This is a genomic window from Pseudomonas sp. NY15374 (genome assembly GCF_048068255.1).
In the GTDB taxonomy this organism is placed as follows: domain Bacteria; phylum Pseudomonadota; class Gammaproteobacteria; order Pseudomonadales; family Pseudomonadaceae; genus Aquipseudomonas; species Aquipseudomonas machongensis.
Genome location: NZ_JBLUPZ010000014.1, coordinates 87,289 through 105,603, shown reverse-complemented (window position 1 = coordinate 105,603; position 18,315 = coordinate 87,289). Strand labels below are relative to the sequence as shown.

Genomic DNA, 18,315 nt, shown 5'->3' with positions numbered 1-18,315 from the left:
ATGTCCGAGCGCGACGGCAAGAAAAGCAGCTACGAGTTCATCAAGGCCTTGGAAGAGGCGGCCGACCCTGATTGCGTCAAGGCCTGCAAGCAAGGGCCGATCCTCGACCTGTACCGCATCGATTTTCGCTACCTGCCGGTGGACGCGCGCATCAAGCAGTTGATGCGCACCTTGATGCAATCGACGGCGCCCTACGATTGCAGCGCCATCGCCACCTCGATCGGCGACGACACCCTGGGGGCGATGCGCCAGATCCATTCCAACACCCCCTGCTACCTGCCGCAGTTGACGGCGCAGCAGCCGGCCTCGGCACGCGGGCAGCTGTACCACACCTACGCGCAGGCCAACAAACACCACTCGGCCGACCGCGGCGGCGGCAACTGTGCCACTGGCTACGTCGAGTACACCGCGGGCGACCTGGACGCCTACGGCTGGGGCGGCAACCGCTTTCGCATTGTCTTCGACTACCTCAACGCGCGGCTGTACTTCGCGCCGCTGCACTACGCCTCGTGGCGTTTCAGCGGCAGTCAGCTGGAGACCGTCGACAAGCCGGCGGCGTTCTCTGGCCATCCGAACCCGTTCTTCTGGATTACCGACATCAAGTGAACCCAGGCCTGCCGGCCTTCGAGAGCCTTCCATGAACAAGAAACAAGATTTCGCATTTTCCTGTGGCGCGGCATCGCTGTTGTGCGCGGCGGCGGAGCTGGGCGTGACCACCCTGCCGAACACCGGCGCGCGCAGCACCGGCCAGGCCTTGCAGGCCAACTATTTCTGCGAGGCGGCGCTGTACCAGATCACCTCGGGGTCCGTGACGGGCGGGCGGCTGGACAAGGAGCAGGCCGACCTGAGCAAGCTGGGCTATTCCTTCCCGCACAACGTGGCCATCGCTGCCCGCGAGTTGGGGTTGGACGTGAAGATCTACATGAGCGGGATGATCGCCAGCGCGTTGTCGACCTTCTACCCCGATGCCGAGACCAAGTGCGTGCGGGCGGGCTTCCCGATCATCCATTCCGAGCCACCGGCCCTGGCGGCCAACCGGCGGGCGCTGAAAATCGTGATGACCTTCGGCATCGGCCTGCACTATGTGATGCAGCGCCCGGACGGCACCTACATGGACCCGGGTGACGGCAAGGACTTCGCCGACTTCAAGCAGATGAACCTGTGGAGCAAGTGCTACAACGCCACCGGCATCACCCTGGTGCTGGAGCGGCTGGTGTCTACCGCCGCGGCCTGATCGCGTCGCCTGGCACGGGCTACGCCCGTGATCGCGCGGCAAGTCGGAACGCCGCACCGCCGCTCCCACAGGTACAGCGCCGTCCTTGTGGGAGCGGGCTCGTCCCGCGATGGGCCATCCGCAGCACCCTCGCTATCACCCCACACACTTTTTCATCCCCCCACGGAATAAACCCCGCTCCCCACCTGTTGTGTCCCCAAGGCCGACCCTTGCGGCCACCCCGCGTGAAGGAGCCCTGGATGCCCGTTACCCAAGCCAACCGCGAAATTGCCGTCACCTGCGTGCTGGCCCCCGACACCCTGCTGTTCCGGCGCATGACCGCCCGTGAAGGCCTGTCGACCTTGAGCGAATACCACATCGACCTCTACAGCGAACGCACCGACCTGGACCTCGACGACCTGCTCGCCACCCCCCTGACCGTTGCCGTGGAACTGCCCAAGGGCGGCCAGCGCCACTTCAGTGGCCTGGTCACGCGCTTCGCTTACACCGGCCGCCAGGGCCGCTTCGCCACCTACCACGCAGTGGTGCGCCCGTGGCTGTGGCTGCTGACCCGCAGCAGCGACTGCCGGATTTTCCAGCAGCGCAACGTGCCGGACATCATCCAGGCAGTGTTCGCCCCCTACACCCTGGCCGACGTCGACACCTCGGGCCTGAGCGCCAGCTACCCGGCCCTTGAGTACTGCGTACAGTACCGCGAAAGCGACTTCGACTTCGTCAGCCGCCTGCTGGAGCAGGCCGGCATCTACTACTTCTTCCGCAGCGCGGCCGGCCGCCACACCCTGGTGCTGGCCGACGGCTACGGCGCCCACGCGCCCGCCCCAGGCTACGCACAGGTGCGCTACCTGCCAGCCGAGGACCAGGCCATGCGCGACAGCGAGGTGATCTACGACTGGCGCATGAGCGGCGAAGTCGAGCCCGGCGCCTGGGCCCTGCAGGACTACGACTTCGAAAAACCCTCGGCCAACCTGCTGGTCAAGTCGACCCAGGCGCGCCCCTACGCCCAGTCACGCTTCGAGCGCTACGACTACCCCGGCAAGTACCGCGAGCGCCCGCAGGGCGAGACCCTGGCCCGCCAGCAGCTCGAGGCCCGGCACACCAGCTACCGGCGCATCGAGGGCGCCACCCGCGCGCGCGGGCTGTTCCCCGGCGCGCTGTTCACCCTCAGCGAACACCCGCGCGGCGATCAGAACCAACAGGTGCTGGTGCTCGCCGCCGAATACGAGCTGTCGTCCGACACCTACGAACCGACCCGCCCCGAAGACCCGGCGCCCGTGCTCACCTGCCGCTTCACCGCGCTGCCGCGCCAGCAGGACTACCGCCCGCCATGCCTCACCCCGCGGCCGCTGGTGCACGGCCCGCAGACCGCCAAGGTAGTGGGCAAGGCCGGCGAGGAGATCTGGACCGACCCGTATGGCCGGATCAAGGTGCAGTTCCACTGGGACCGCGAAGGCCAGGAAAACGAGAACAGCTCGTGCTGGATCCGCGTCGCCCAGGGATGGGCCGGCAAGCGCTGGGGCAGCCTGTTCCTGCCGCGCATCGGCCAGGAAGTGGTGGTGAGTTTTCTCGAAGGCGACCCCGACCGCCCGCTGGTCACCGGCAGCGTCTACAACGCCGAGGTGATGCCGCCCTACAACCTGCCCGAACAAGCCACCCGCTCGACCCTCAAGAGCCACTCCAGCAAAGGCGGCAACGGCTACAACGAACTGCGCTTCGAAGACCGCAAGGGTGCCGAGCAGGTGTTCATCCACGCCGAGCGCAACTTCGACCAGCGCATCGAGCGCGATGCCCTCGATTGGGTGGGCGGCGAGCGCCATTCGCGAGTGGCCAAGGACCTGCGCGAACGCATCGGCGGCGACCGCCATCAGCATGTGCTGGGCGATCGCACCGAAAAGGCCGTGGGCAGCGTGTCCCAGGCCGCCGGCCGTGACCTGCAACTGGACGGCGCGCTCAAGGCCAGCCTCAGCGGCGGCACCGACGTGCACATCAAGGGCGGCATGAACGTGGTGATCGAGGCGGGGGCGAGCATCACCCTCAAGGCCGGCGGCTCGTTCCTGACCCTCGGCCCGACCATCATCGCCTCGATGCTGCCGCTACCGTTGCCCCAGGCCTCGGCCGCCGCCAACGCCCTGGTGCTGGCCTCGCGGCCCGGCCCGGTGGGCCAGCCGCTGGAGCCCAAGGAGGCCGACGATGGCCGCCAGTGAACCCCGCCACCTTCCTGCCGAAAGGAACCTGACATGCCTGTGAAACTGTGGGTCGAACGTTATCGCGGGCAGCCGCCCGCAGCTGAGCTGGCGTGCCTGATCGACGTCGCCGGCACCTTGGGCCGCGCGCCCGGCAACGACCTGGTGCTGGACGATCCGGGCAAGTACATCTCCCGCAGCCACGCCCGCGTCGAGCGGCGTGAGGGCGGCTACTACCTCACCGACACCGGCAGCAACCCCAGCGTGATCAACGAGCGCCTGCTCGGCCATGGCCGCGAGACGCTGCTGCAGGCCGGCGACCAGTTGGTGATCGGCGACTACCAGATCGGTGTGGCGCTGCTCGCGGTGGAGCAGGCCGACCCCGACCAGACGGGGGTTGGCGCCACCCAGACCCTGGCGGTGTTCGTGCCACCGGCGCCGGTCCAGCCGCCGCCGCCACCGCCGCTGGAAGCCCCCGTGGCACCGCGCAGCGAGCCGGGCTTCAGCCAGCCACGGGTGGACACCGACGCCCTGGCGGCGGCGAGTATCCTGCAAGGCGAGTCAGTGTTCGAGCCGGCCCCGATGCTGGACGACCCGCTGGGCCTGAACCTGTTCGGCGGCCAGCGCCCCACGGCGGCCTTCCTCGGCACCCCGGCCGATCACCTGTCGCCGGAGTTGCAGGCCCTGCCGGCCTTGCCTGTCAGCCCAGCCCCCCAGGCGCCGGAAGCGGCGTTGATCCCCGATGGCTACGACGCCCTGGCCGACCTGCTGGCGACGCCTGTCGCCCCAGCCAGCCTGGCGCCTGCACCCACCCCAATCGCAACACCGGCCCCCGTTGCCGCAGAACCCACGGCGGCCGGCGAAGACCCTGTGCTCCAGGCCCTGCTCGAAGGCCTCGGCCTGCCGCACCTGCGCGCCTCGCGCAGCCCCGAAGAGCTGGCCCGGCTGGTGGGGGAAATGCTCCGAGCCGCCACCGGCGGCACCATGGGCGTGCTGATGGCGCGGGCGCTGACCAAGCGCGAAAGCCATATCGAGATGACCATGATCGGCGCGCATTCGAACAACCCGTTGAAGTTCTTCCCCGACCCCACCAGCGCCCTCAGCCAGATGCTCAGCACCGACGCCCCGGCCTATCTGCCCGGCGTGCAGGCGCTGCACGCCGCCTTCGACGACCTGCGCGCCCACGAGATGGCGGTGATCGCCGGCATGCGCGAGGCCCTGGGCGAGGTGATGCAGCGCTTCGACCCGGTGCGTATCGAACGTCGCCTGGCCGCTCCCGGCGCCCTGGAACGCGTGCTGCCCTCTGCGCGCAAGGCCCGCCTGTGGGCGCGTTTCGCCGAGCTGCACGCCGAGCTTGCACGTGATGGCGACGAAGACCTGCAACGCCTCTACGGCGAGAAATTCTCCGTGGCCTACCAGCAGCAGGTCAGCCGCCTGCGCGACATGTCCTGAACCCCTTTACCCGAGATCGCATTCATGTCCTGGAACAGCAAAGTCGTCTGGTCGGAAGGCATGCTCCTGCAGCCCCAGCACCTGCAGCAGCACGACCGTTTCCTCAATGCCCACCTGGAGGCTCGCGTCGCGGCGCTGCGCCCCTACGCCTGGGGCTTTTCGCGCCTGCAGCTCGACGAGCAGCACCTGGCCTTCGGCAAGCTGGCGCTCAAGGCCTACAGCGGCGTGCTGCCTGATGGCACGCCGATCGGCCTGCCATTCGACGAGATGCCGTTGCCGCTGGAGATCCCTGCCGACGCCCGTGACCTCGACGTGGTGCTGGCGCTGCCCACCGCCCGCCATGGCGTGGCGGAAGTGGACGACCGCGTGAGCGCGGAAAACTTCGCCCGCCATCGCAGCGTCGAGTACGAGGCCTGGGACAGCAACGGCCTGGACAACAGCGCGCTGATGAACGTCGGCAAGCTGCGCCTGCGCCTGGCCCTGGCCAGCGACGTCGCTGACGCCCACGCGGTGTTGGGCGTGACACGGGTGCTGGAGCGCCGCGCCGACCAGCAGGTGTTGCTCGACCCCGCCTACTGCCCGCCGAGCCTCACTTTGCAGGCCGCACCGCGCCTGGCGGCGTTCGTCGACGAACTGCTGGGCCTGCTGCACCAGCGCGCCGAGGCCATGGCCACGCGCCTGGCCCAGCCGGGTGCCAGCGGCGCGGCAGAGATCGCCGACTTTTTGCTGCTGCAACTGCTCAACCGCAGCGAGCCGCTGGTGCGTCACCTGGCCGGCATGGCCGGGCTGCACCCCGAGGCGTTGTACCGCCAACTGACTGAGTTGGCCGGCGAGCTGGCGACCTTTACCCACGCCGACAAGCGCGCCAGCCGCTACCCGGTGTACCGCCACGACGCCCTGGCCGAGACCTTCGCCCCGCTGATGCTCGACCTGCGCCGCGCCCTGGCCACGGTGATCGACGCGCGCGCCCTGCAGATCCCGCTGGAGGAGCGTCAGTTCGGTATCCGCGTGGCGGTGCTGCCCGACCGCGCGCTGCTCGGCAGCGCCACCTTCGTCCTCGCCGTGCATGCGCAGATGCCGGCCGAAGCGGTGCGCAGCGGGTTCCCGCCGCAGGTCAAGCTGGGCTCGGTGGAGAAGATCCGCGACATGGTCAACCTGCAACTGCCCGGCATCGGCCTGCGGCCCTTGCCGGTGGCGCCGCGGCAGTTGCCGTTCCACGCAGGCTTCACCTACTTCGAACTCGACCGCAACAGCGCGTACTGGCAACAGCTGACCCAGTCGGCAGGCTTCGCCCTGCACGTGGCCGGCAGCTTCCCCGGGCTGGACATGCAGTTCTGGGCCATCCGCAACGCCTGATCGACAGCGCAGGTACTTCACCGTGAACATGAACGACTCCCTTGAGCCCGGGCAAGACCCGGACCACACCCTGTTGCTGCCGACCCCCGGCGGCCGCCGCCCGGCCTCCAGCGCCGCGCCTGCGCCGGTCGAAGCCGACCTGGCCCTGCGCGGCGCCGGCCTCAACCCGCTGGTGCGCGCCGCCAACCCCTTGCTCGACCTGGTGGTGCCGCTGCGTGGGCTGACCCGCGCACCGGACATGGAAACCCTGCGCGAGCGGCTGGTGCAGGCCGTGCAGCAGTTCGAGGCGCAGGCGCGCAACGCCCGGGTGGAAGCCCAGGCCTTCGCCGCGGCGCGCTATGCCCTGTGCACGCTGGTCGACGAAACCATCTCCAGCACGCCTTGGGGCGCCGGGGTGTGGAGTGGCAGCAGCCTGCTGGTGACCTTCCACAACGAGGCCTGGGGCGGCGAGAAGTTCTTCCTGATCCTGCAGCGCCTGAGCCTGGATGCGCGCGCCAACCTCGACGTGCTGGAGCTGATGTACCTGTGCCTGGCCTTGGGCCTGGAAGGGCGCTACCGCGTACTGGACCGTGGCTTCGACCAACTGGCGGCCCTGCGCGAGCGCCTGTTGCAGTTGATTCGCCAGCAGCGCGGCGCGGTCGAGCAGGACCTTTCGCCACGCTGGCGCGGTGCGCCCACTGCGCCGGTGTCGATGCTGCGCCTGGTGCCGCTGTGGGTGCTGGCGGCCTTGGCGGCGCTGCTGCTGGTGCTGTTGCAGGTGACCGGTAACTGGCTGCTCAACCGCGCCTCGGACCCGGTGTTCGCGCAGATGGGCGAGCTGCGTCTGGCCTCGCCGTTGAAGGTCGCCCAGCCCACGGGGCCGGCGCCGGTGCGGGTGTCCGGGTTCCTCGCCGAGGAGATCGCCCAAGGCCTGGTGAGCGTGCGCGAAACCAGTGACCGCTCGGTGATCACCCTGCGCGGCGACGGTGTGTTCGCCTCTGGCAGCGCCGAGGTGTCGAGCGCCTTCGACGGTCTGTTGACGCGCATAGGCGAGGCGCTCAAGGGCGTGCCTGGCGACGTGCTGGTGGTCGGTCACACCGATAACGTGCGGCCTGCGCTGGGTTCGCGGTTGTCGTCGAACTTCGACCTGTCCAACACCCGCGCGCGCAACGTCGCGCGCCTGCTGGCCGAACGCGCCGGGCCCGCCACGCGCTACCGCAGCGAAGGCCGTGGCGAGACCGAGCCGCTGGTGGCCAACGACTCGGCCGCCAACCGCGCGCGCAATCGCCGCGTAGAGATCACCGTATTTGTTCCTGCGCAGCCGCAGTGAGGTCCAGGCGATGTCTTATCTGATCTATCTGTTCGATACCTTCATGCGCGGTCTGCGCTGGCTGGCCAGTTCCTGGCTGCTGTCGCTGCTGGGCGTGGCGTTGATGGCGCTGCTGATCTGGTACGAAGGTCCGCTGCTGTCATTCGACGGGCGCGAGCCACTGGCCTCGACCTGGGCGCGCGGCTGGCTGGTGGCGGCGTTGCTGGCCGCGTGGTTGGCCTATTTCGGCTGGCGCGCTTTTGCTGCCTGGCGCGCCAACCGCCTGCTGATGGCCGGGGTCACCGATGAGCAGGCCGGGGAACCCGCCTCGGCGCGCGCCTCGCAGGCCGAGGTGGCGCACCTGGCCGAGCGCATGCGCGAGGCGATGGCCGTGCTGCGCAAGGCCAGCCCCGGCTGGAAACCGGGCGGGCAGTACCTGTACCAGCTGCCGTGGTACCTGTTCGTCGGCGCCCCAGGCAGCGGCAAGACCACTGCGTTGACCCACTCCGGCCTGCAATTCCCGCTCAGTGACACCCACGGCGCCACGGCCATCGGCGGCATCGGCGGCACGCGCCACTGCGACTGGTGGTTCACCGACGAAGCCGTGCTGCTGGACACCGCCGGGCGCTACACCACTCAAGACAGCGACGCCGAGGTCGACAAGGCGGCCTGGCGCGGCTTTCTCGACCTGCTGAAGAAGCACCGCCGACGCAGCCCGGTCAATGGCGTGATCGTCACCCTGAGCGTCAGCGACCTGCTGCAACAAGGCGAGGCCGAGCGCCAGCGCCAGGCCACGGCGATCCGCGCGCGCCTCGACGAGCTGCACGAACGCCTGGGCGTGCGCTTCCCGGTGTACGTGGTGGTGACCAAGTGCGACCTGCTGGCCGGTTTTGCCGAGTACTTCGAGCACTTTGGGCGCGATGAGCGCAGCCAGGTGTGGGGCGTGACCTTCCCGCTGGCCCAGAGCGAGCAGCCTGGAGCGGCGCTGGCGGGCTTCCCGGCCGAGTTCGAGGCGCTGGAGCGGCAGTTGCAGGTGCGCGTGCTCGAGCGCATGCAACAGGAGCGTGACCTGTCGCGACGCGCCTTGCTGTACAGCTTCCCGCAGCAGTTCGCCGGCATGGGCGACGTGCTGGCGGGCTTCCTGCGCACGGTGTTCGAACCCAACCGTTTCCAGACCCCGACCCGCCTGCGCGGGGTGTACTTCACCAGCGGCACCCAGGAGGGCAGCCCGATCGACCGGGTGCTGGCCTCGCTGGCCGCCGCCTTCGGCCTGGGGCGCAAAGTGCTGCCTGCCGGGTACGCCAGTGGGCGCAGCTACTTCATCACCCGGCTGCTGCGCGAGGTGATCTTCAAGGAAGCGGGCCTGGCCGGGCTCGACCCGCGCCAGGAGCAGCGCCGCCGCCAATGGTTGCGCGCGGGCATTGTGCTGGTCGCGGTGCTGACGCTGCTGCTGGCGCTGGGCATGGCGCTCAGTTACCAGCGCAACCGCGTGCTGGTCGATACCGCCGCGCAACGTACCGCTGAGGTGGCGCAACTGGCCAAGGCGCTGCCGGCTGAGGGCAACGTGCTGCAGGCGTTGCCGCTGCTCGACGCTGCCCGCGCCTTGCCCGCGGGTTACGACCAGCGCGGGGAGGGCGTGCCGCTGCTTGAACGCTTTGGTTTGTACCAGGGCGACAAGCTCGGTGCCGGGGCCGTGGCGCTGTACCATCGCCTGCTGCGCAGCACCCTGCTGCCGTCGATCGTCGGCAACCTGGAGAGCGCCTTGCGCCGGGGCGATGCCAGCAACCAGGACTTCCTCTACGAAACCCTGCGCGTGTACCTGATGCTTGGCCAGCGCCAGTTCTTCGATGCCGCCTCGGTGCAGGCCTGGGTCGATGTCGACTGGCGCCGCGAGTTGCCCCAGGCCAGCGAGGCGCAGCGCCAACAACTATGGGCGCATGTCGCCGCGCTGCTCGAAGACGCCGACGCCGAGCCGGTACAGCTCGATGCCGACCTGATCGCCAAGACCCGCCTGACCCTGGCGGGCATGCCGCTGTCGCAGCGCATCTACAATCGCCTCAAGCGCCAGGTGGCCCAGGCCGGGCTGGCCGAGCAGAGCGTCAACGCTGCCGCCGGGCGCGATGCCTCGTCGTTGCTGGTGCGGCGCAGCGGCTTGCCGCTGTCGCGCGGTGTCAGCGGCGTGTACAGCGTGCCTGGCTACCGCGCCTTGCTGGCCAGGCGCGAGCGCGCCGTGGCCGACATGGCCCGCGACAGCTGGGTGCTCGACCGCCAGGAAGCGGCTCTCGGCGCGGGCGATGGTGCGCGCCTGGGCGCTGCGGTGCTCGAGCTGTACTACGCCGACTACATCCGCCAGTGGGACGCCTACCTGGCCGACGTGCAACTGGTGCCCCTGGCCAGCCTCGGCCAGGCGGCGCAGGTGAGTAATGCTCTGGCCGCCGCCGACTCGCCGTTGCGCGCTTTCCTCCAGACCGCAGCACGCGAGACCACCCTCGAAGGCGTGCTGGCCGACACCCCCGGCGACAGCGCCGGCAACCCGGTCGACCGCGCCCTGCGCGAACGCCTCGACAGTGCCCGCAAGCGCCTGGAAAGTGCGTTGTCCGACAGCGCCACGTCCCCCGCGCCGGCTGCCACCGGCAACCCAGTGGACCAGCACTTCGCCGCCCTGCATGCCCTGGCGGGCAGCGCCACCCCGGCGTCGCTGGACGAAAGCCTGGCCCTGCTCAAGGACGCCGCGCAGTTCTTCGACAGCGCCGAAAATGCCCGCCGCAGTGGCACGCCAGCGCCCAGCGGGGAGGTGCTTGGGCGCATCAAGCGCGCCGCAACCGAGCAGCCAGCCCCCTTGTCCGAGGTGCTGCGCGCAGTCGACAGTGGCGGCGGCGCGCTGACCCTCGGCAACGAGCGCGAACGCCTCAACGCCCTGTGGGTGGCCAATGGCGCGCCGTTCTGCCGCGATGCCATCGCCGGGCGCTACCCGCTGGTGCGCGGCGCCAGCCGCGATGTCACCGCCGACGACTTCGGCCGCTTCTTCGGCCCTGGCGGCATCATGGACGACTTCTTCAGCCGCAACCTCGCGCCCTACGTCGACATGAGCAGTAGCCAATGGCACTGGCGCGCCAACGGTAGCGCACCGCTGAGCATCCCCCAGGAGGTGCTCGACCAGTTCCAGCGCGGCGCCCGCCTGCGCGACATGTTCTTCGTCGCCGGTGCCCGTCAGCCCTCGCTGCGCTTCGACGTGCAACCCCTGACCGTCGATCCCGCATTGGGCCAGGTGACGCTGGATATCGCTGGCCAGCCGGTGACGTTCGTGCCGGGCGGCGATACCGGATTCACGCCGATCGTATTGCCCAGCGGCAAAGGCAGCGACCGCGTGCAATTGCAGTCTCCCACCGGCGGCGGCCTGCGCAGCGACGGCCCTTGGGCCTGGTTGCGTTTGCTTGACCAGGGCCAGGTCAGTGGTGAGTCGGGCGAGCGCTTCCTGCTGACCTTCAACGTGGGCGGGCACAAGGTGAGCTATACGCTACGCGCCAGCAGCGTGATCAACCCGTTCCGCCGCGACGCGCTGGAGCAGTTCCGTTGCCCGGCGCGGTTGTGAGGTGGAGCCCATGGAACAGCGCGTTTCACGCACCGGCTTCTACGGCAAGCTGGTGACCCACGGCGACTTCCTCAGCCGGCGCCTGTCGCCCGCGTTCGTGCGAGGTTGGGATGACTGGTTGCAGGCCGGCCTGCGCGCCAGCCGCGAGCGCCTGGGAGCTGGGTGGGAGCAGGCCTACCGCTGTAGCCCGACCTGGCATTTCGCCCTGGCCGCCGGGGTCTGCGGCGAGCCCGCCTGGGCTGGCGTGATGATGCCCAGTGTCGACCGGGTGGGGCGTTATTTTCCCCTGACCCTGGCCTATGGCGGGCCGGACATTCCAGTGCTGGAGCGCCTGCGGCGCGACGGCGCGTGGTACGCCGAAGTGGAGCGCCTGGCATTGTCGACCCTGGAGACGGGGTTCGTGCTGGAGCGCTTCGACCGCGACCTCAGCCAGTTGCCCGCTCCATTACGGCCAGAGCCCGCAAGCATCGCGCCTGCGTGGGGGCAGCCGGCGATGGGCGCGATGTGGCTGACGTTGCCGGAGCAGGACGGGATGGCGCAGGCGGTCGAACAGTGGTTGCTGCAACTGGACGGGCTGGCGGGGCAGCGGTCGTTGGCCGGGCATGCCTTGTTCTGGACCGAGGGCGGGCCGCAGGTGGCGCCGACGCTGCTGGTGAGCCGGGGCTTGCCGGGGGCGGGGTGGTTCGTTGGCATGCTGGGCGGGGAGGGGGCTGGCGCGGCTTGAACTTGATACCTGCATCGGCCTCATCGCGGGACAAGCCCGCTCCCACAGGGATTGGGCTGGCCTTTAGATTTTGAACAAGACAGTTGCTCCTACTAGGTATTCAAAATCAGAGGTTAGCTTGTAGGAGCGGGCTCGCCCCGCGATCACGGGCTACGCCCGTGCCATGCGCCGCATCGAGGCGCAGCGGGTTGCATCAGCAGCAAGCGGCCACCGCATCGATCTCCACCAGCATGCCATCCAGCGCCAGCCGTGGAACGGGGATCAGGGTGCAGACCGGATGCCCGCTTTCCCAGACCCGATTTGCTTCGCTGACCCATTCACGCAAGCGATGCTCATCATGATCGACGATCAACAAGGTCAGCTTGAACACCTGTTGCAAGCTCGCGCCCTGCGACCGCAGCGCCGTGTCCAAATTGGCCAGTGCCTGCCTGGCCTGCGCGGCAAACTCGGCGGGCAGTCGCCCGTCGACATCCTCGCCACCTTGTCCGGCAATGAACAACAGCCTGGCTCCAGGTGCTACCGCGGCGACGTGGGAGTACCCGTTGCTGCTCGGGTCATACAGCCCGGGTGGATTGGACAGCGCGAATGCGGGGCGGGAATCTGCGGACATGGGATTGCTCCAGAGTAAAGAGCGGGCAGTCTGCAACCTCGAGTCAACTTGAGGTCAAGCGTGTTTGTGGCAGAGAAAAAATCTCCTGGACACAACCCAGTCACTCAATCAGGCGGAAATCCTACTCAGTGAAATCAAGATTCCACTATTTCGGTGCACCGCGTATGCATGAGGATCTGCTCGACGAGGGCGAAACCGTCGGTCTGATGACAGATGAAGGTCTGAAAGCTTACAGCGACGGTTGAGATTTGACCGTCGCTGTACGATCCATTGCGGACAGTCAGGTGCCTTCCTCTTCCACGGTGTCAGCTTGACGCTTATGCCGTTACGGCCGCCAGGTAGGTCAACACATCGTCATGGCAATCACGCCCGCGTTCCTCCCGTTTCCCGCTGACGGTCTCGATAGACAGTGTCAGCGCGTTGTTGGAACGTCCGCAGAGGCTTGAGCATATCCCGCGCCATGTACCTCGAGACTGTGGGGCTAATGATCTTGAATTGGCTTCGGTTCGCTCCGTTTCCAGAAGTCCGGCCAATCTGCCTCAGGTCGGCTCTCACCACAAGTTACACAGACATAATCTTCACCTGGTAAACCCAGGTAATAAGCTTTTCTGATGTATGCGTGAGGGCAGTCTTTAGATTCTATTGGCACACTAAGTTGTTGTCTCATTATAATTATGCCCGTAAAAGACAACTCATGTTGCCGATAAGTGGTGGTGGCCAAGGGCCGTGAATCGCTTGTACAAACTTTGTTTTTCTGTACAGGTTTGATCGGATCTAGTTCACAGATTAGCGGTATTTCGCGTGAGTTCATCCGAGTATTACGTTGATTTTACTAGATTTTATCTTTGGGTTCTGTATAGATGGGCTCTGGTTGGACTCCATTACTTGAGAGGCAGAGCCGCTTATTTCGCTTGGCTTGGAACAGCAACTTAAGTCGCTCTGAAGTAGGGCTATAATTGTGCTGAGCTCTCCACATGGAGGTGATGGCACTCCAGAATCGTCGTTAGATTTTTTTCTCGCTTACGTAAGTCTAAATCAACATAATTTGCCGCTTCGCTTCCACCGATGAAGCCAAGCGCATGACTGGACATCGACAGGCTGAAGCTCTCAGCCAGGATAAGACACGAGACTCACGATGAAACCGACTACAAAGCGTCCCACCTCACTGCCGGAGCGAGAGGGCATTCTGCCTAGCCACCTGCGGTTCCCAGTGGTTGGCATAGGTGCATCGGCGGGCGGCCTCGCGGCTTTGAAAAGCCTTTTTCGCACACATGCCTAGCGAAAGCGGAATGGCATTTGTCATCGTCCTGCACCTTTCGCCCGATCACGAAAGCGTGGCTGACAAGATTCTTCAGGGCTGCACGTCGATGCCAGTGACGCAGGTGACGGAGACGTCAGCCATTGAGCCCAACAGCGTCTATGTAATTTCCCCGGCGAGTCAGCTCGCGATGAACGATGGCTATCTACGGGTGACGCCGGCCAGCCGCCCAGCGGGTAGCCATGTGGCCATCGATTTGTTCTTCCGAGACCTGGCAGACGTACACAAAGAATTTGCTTACTGTCTGGTGCTGACCGGCACAGGCAGCGACGGCGCCGTGGGTCTCACCCGTATCAAGGAGCAGGGCGGCATCACCATCGTACAAAGCCCTGAGGATGCAGAGTTCGATGGAATGCCTCTGGCAGCCATTGCAACCGGTATGGTCGATGCTGTGCTACCGGTAGCGGAGATCCCCTACAAGTTGACTGAGCTCTGGCGGAACACCAGAGCGATTAAAATCCCAGCGCCCCATGACATGAAGATCTCATCGTCTGCTCCGCAGCTCGAGCGAGAGGTCGCAGAACGAGTTCTGCTCGATATCCTGCTACTGTTGCGAACCCGCACCGGACATGACTTCAAGCACTACAAGCGAGCCACGGTGCTACGGCGTATCGAAAGACGTCTACAGGTAACAGCCCAACCTGACCTACCCGCTTACTACCAGTATTTCGAAAACACACCCGATGAAGCCAAGCAGTTGCTTGGGGACATGTTGATAGGCGTTACTAACTTCTTCCGTGACCGTGAGGCATTTGAAGCGCTCGAGCGACACGTGCTCGGCCCCTTGATGGGCAGGGGTGATGAGAAAAACCGTCGCGATGAGGTGCGCATCTGGTCTGCTGGATGCTCAACCGGAGAAGAGGCCTATAGCCTGACAATCCTCTGCACCGAGCATCAAAAGCTCGAAGCGAACCCTGTAAAAGTGCAGGTATTCGCTACCGATATAGACGAGCGCGCCATTGCGGTGGGTCGAGCAGGTGTCTATTCGGAAGCGATCATCACTGACGTACCACCGACTCGGCTTCGGCAGTATTTCCTGAAGGAGGGCGAGCACTACCGTGTCCGTAAGGAAATACGCGAGAAGGTCTTGTTTGCCAAGCACAGCCTGCTATCCGATCCGCCCTTTTCCCAAATCGATCTCATCGTTTGTCGTAATCTGCTGATCTATCTGGATCGCGACATTCAGCGAGAAATGCTGCAGATGTTCCACTTCGCTCTAAAGCCGGGCGGTTATCTGTTTATGGGGTCCTCCGAATCGGCCGATGCCTGTCCTGACCTATTCACACCGGTCGACAAGCGCAACCGGATTTTCCGCGCGCGTGCAGGCGCGAACATCAACCGCCGTGCGCCGTCCATGCCTCGTGGCGGATTTGCGCTTTCCAGTCTTGCTGTGCCGCCTCCCATGTTGCCTCCCACACGCAAATTCTCCTATGCCGACATCCATCAGCGAGCCATGGCGGAACAGATGCCGCCAAGCATGATCGTCGACCCCAACGGAGACATCCTGCACATGAACGAGGGTGCGGGGAGGTTCTTGCGTTACGTGACCGGTGAAGTCGGGCGTAACGTGCTGGTACTGATCATGCCGCAGTTGCGTCTTGAGCTTCGCACTACCCTGTATCAGGCCCAGCAAAGCGGAAAAGCCACCCTGTCACGCAAGATACGGGTAAGCGACCCGGAAGGCGATTACCTCGTCGACATCACCGCACGTCCATTCAAAGATGAAGTCACTGACCAGGACGTGCGCACCATTGTCTTCAACGTCACGTCTATCGAGCCTGGTTCCGAGCTGGTTGGTCTGGATTTGCAGAACGAGAACAAGGTGTTGGCCAGTCTCGAGAGTGAACTGCAGCGAACCAAGCTTCACCTTCAGGAAACCATCGAACAATCGGAGGTTTCGAGCGAAGAGCTCAAGGCGTCCAACGAGGAAATGCAAGCGATCAACGAAGAGCTGCGCTCTGCGACGGAAGAGCTGGAGACCAGCAAGGAAGAGCTTCAGTCGATCAACGAGGAACTGCTCACGGTCAACTACGAGTTGAAGACGAAGGTCGAAGAAACCGACAAGATCAACGACTATTTGGCAAACCTAATTGCTTCCACGGACATCGCTACAGTCTTTGTTGACCGCAACATGCATATCCGATGGTTCACGCCGCGCTCCAAGGATATTTTCAGCATGTTGCCGGTGGATACCGGGCGCTCGCTGTTGGATATCACTCACCGGCTGAATTACCCGGAGCTCGGCGAAGACGCATCGTCGGTATATGAATCGTTGACCATGATGGAGCGAGAAGTCAGCAGCACCGATGGCCGCTGGTACATTGCGCGACTATTGCCGTACCGATCGAGCGAGGACCATATCGATGGCACAGTGCTGACATTCATCGACATCACCAAGCGGCGGGAAGCCGAGGAAGATTTGCGTCTTGGGCAGGAGCGCATGCGCCTGGTCGCCGAAAGCACCCACGACTTTGCCATCATCATTCTGGATGAACATGGCAAGATAACTGACTGGAACACAGGGGCGCAGTTGACCTTCGGTTACACCGCTGAAGAAGTCATCGGTTCCTCATACGAACTGATCTTCTCCCCTGAAGACCGCAATGCAGGTGTCCCGCAGAGCGAATTGCGTAATGCCCGAGAAAAAGGGCGAGGAGAAGATGAACGTTGGCATGTGCGCAAGGATGGCAGTCGATTCTTCTGCAGCGGGGAAATCACGCTGCTGCGCGCGGAAAGGCAAGGTTATGTGAAGATCGCGCGCGACCTGACCGGCCATAAACGGCTGCACGACGAGCAAAGCAAAAAGCTCGCGGAAACCCAAAGCACTATTCTCATGAAGGATGAGTTCTTTGCGGTGATGTCCCATGAACTCAAGCATCCACTTAATCTGATCCAGCTCAATTCGGAAATCTTGCGCAGATTGCCCAGTGTGCGTAACACCGAAAGTGCCAGAAAAGCCGTGGGGGCCATTGGCGATGCGGTTAACAGTCAGGCTCGCATTATCGATGACCTTCTCGATGTGGCACGTATCCGCACGGGCAAGCTGAAACTGAAAAAGCGTTTGCTCGACCTTGGCGCCATGCTGAATGAAATTCACGCAGTGATCATCGAAGAGTACCCTGAAGCGGAGATATCACTCGAATTAGCGGATGCTAACGCACCGGCGATGATTGTCGACGGCGACCCCACTCGCCTCGAGCAAGTGATCTGGAACCTTCTGCAGAATGCTTTGAAATTCAGTGGTAACTCCGCCAAGGTCCGCATTCTACTAAGCAAGGCAGGCAAGCATGCGCACATCGATATCATCGACAACGGGGTCGGGTTGACCGGCGCGGATCTCGAGAATGTCTTTGACCTGTTTAAACAAGCTAAACCCAAGCACGCCAGCCACCAGCGCGACGGCTTGGGCATCGGACTTTCGTTGGTTCGCCAGTTAGTCCAGGCACATGGCGGTACCGTCGTTGCCAAGTCTGCTGGCATTGGTCATGGCTGTACATTTAGCGTCTCGCTGCCGCTCTCGGACGAGTCGGTTGGTGAGCCGAATGATGCAGAGATGGCAGAACAACCGAAGGGCCGCTTGCAGGGTCTTAAAATTCTGCTGGTTGATGATTCACCAGAGGTTCTCGATGTAATGCGGGAGTTGCTTGAGATGGAGGATGCACAGGTCAAAAGTTATTGCGACCCTACCCAGGCGCTTGAGCACTCGCTTCATGAGCGTTTCGACGTCATCCTTACCGACATTGGGATGCCTGAAATGGATGGTCATGAGCTCGTCAGCGCCCTGAGGGCCGGCAAGGTTCACCAATACACCCCTGCAATTGCGTTGAGTGGTTATGGCGCAGCGACTGATCCTCATAAGTATCAGGGAATGCAGTTTGATCGGCATCTGACCAAGCCTGTTCAGTATGACGATCTGGTCGGTGCGATAGAAACGGTGTGTAAAACCGGCTCTTCATGAAAGCCATGCAGCAGTTGACAGTGCTAATCGACCCTCAGCTCTGGTCTCTCGGAGCTGAGGGTAGCTTTTGATTGGCTCTAAGCCGCAGGCCTCTCGCCTACGCTTCACGACTGGTGGGAACGGATCGTAATTGGCTTCAAGACTTATCCTCCATCCGAGAGAGAACAAGAGGAAGCAGCTGGACCCTTGGTGCTAAAGGACCGAGGGCAGAGGTGTATCTCAGGCCGTTCGCGGCCTCAATCACAGACGTCCGCTTTGGGTAGACAGCGGTCTCTCATCAATTTCAAAAACCAGTGTCCAAGCGGATGCATCCAACACAGGTTTTACGCGTTTAACGATGTCAGGCGTGCTCACGTCGGAAGATGCTTACCTCGTTGGCGGTTGCTATGACCAAGGTCAGTCCTGAGTACGAGAAACCGAAGGCTCTCAACTCGCTCTCTATGGCTAATTTATGAAAGTTCGATGGGCGGTTGTAACGTGCGCCGTACAACCAGGAACCTGGTTCAACCAATAGCAGATGATGATCGGGCCAATCCAGGCTGACGGTTTCGGTGACCCACCCATCTACAGTAGCTGATGGGAGGCCACCACCACTCATACCGG

General features: G+C 64.3%; 9 protein-coding genes and 1 pseudogene. 9 read left to right on the top strand and 1 reads right to left on the bottom strand.

All coding sequences use genetic code 11. From position 1 onward, the window contains the following. The 8 genes from ACNFHO_RS24320 to tagF all read left to right on the top strand — a co-directional run bounded on the left by ACNFHO_RS24320 (position 1) and on the right by tagF (position 11,826). Positions 1 to 606 (top strand): hypothetical protein, encoded by a 606-nt coding sequence (locus ACNFHO_RS24320; protein WP_063545514.1) that lies wholly within the window; start codon positions 1 to 3, stop codon positions 604 to 606. Positions 607 to 637: 31 nt separating this feature from the next. Next, complete coding sequence (locus tag ACNFHO_RS24315) at positions 638 to 1,234, top strand: hypothetical protein (RefSeq protein ID WP_197893318.1); 597 nt, start codon at positions 638 to 640, stop codon at positions 1,232 to 1,234. Positions 1,235 to 1,473: 239 nt separating this feature from the next. After that, positions 1,474 to 3,435, top strand: a complete 1,962-nt coding sequence (locus ACNFHO_RS24310) for a type VI secretion system Vgr family protein (RefSeq protein WP_416767630.1) — start codon at positions 1,474 to 1,476, stop codon at positions 3,433 to 3,435. A 33-nt stretch (positions 3,436 to 3,468) separates the two neighbouring features. Next, the gene (tagH, locus tag ACNFHO_RS24305) at positions 3,469 to 4,866 is read left to right on the top strand and encodes a type VI secretion system-associated FHA domain protein TagH (RefSeq protein ID WP_416767628.1); all 1,398 of its coding nucleotides are present in this window, start codon (positions 3,469 to 3,471) and stop codon (positions 4,864 to 4,866) included. A 24-nt stretch (positions 4,867 to 4,890) separates the two neighbouring features. Further along, complete coding sequence (gene tssK / locus ACNFHO_RS24300) at positions 4,891 to 6,222, top strand: type VI secretion system baseplate subunit TssK (protein WP_416767626.1); 1,332 nt, start codon at positions 4,891 to 4,893, stop codon at positions 6,220 to 6,222. Between the two features lie 28 nt (positions 6,223 to 6,250). Next, entirely contained in the window at positions 6,251 to 7,531 is a 1,281-nt protein-coding gene (gene icmH / locus ACNFHO_RS24295) for a type IVB secretion system protein IcmH/DotU (RefSeq protein ID WP_416767624.1), read from the top strand. A gap of 10 nt (positions 7,532 to 7,541) precedes the next feature. After that, positions 7,542 to 11,102 (top strand): type VI secretion system membrane subunit TssM, encoded by a 3,561-nt coding sequence (gene tssM, locus ACNFHO_RS24290; RefSeq protein WP_416767622.1) that lies wholly within the window; start codon positions 7,542 to 7,544, stop codon positions 11,100 to 11,102. Between the two features lie 10 nt (positions 11,103 to 11,112). Next, complete coding sequence (gene tagF, locus ACNFHO_RS24285) at positions 11,113 to 11,826, top strand: type VI secretion system-associated protein TagF (protein WP_416767621.1); 714 nt, start codon at positions 11,113 to 11,115, stop codon at positions 11,824 to 11,826. Positions 11,827 to 12,019: 193 nt separating this feature from the next. Here the strand turns inward: tagF and ACNFHO_RS24280 are convergent, their stop codons facing one another. Further along, positions 12,020 to 12,436, bottom strand: coding sequence for a RidA family protein (locus ACNFHO_RS24280; RefSeq protein ID WP_125929444.1), 417 nt, complete (start codon positions 12,434 to 12,436; stop codon positions 12,020 to 12,022). 1,135 nt (positions 12,437 to 13,571) lie between these two features. Here ACNFHO_RS24280 and ACNFHO_RS24275 point away from each other — a divergent pair. Then, positions 13,572 to 17,712, top strand: a pseudogene (locus ACNFHO_RS24275) (CheR family methyltransferase). The last annotated feature ends 603 nt before the right edge of the window (positions 17,713 to 18,315 follow it).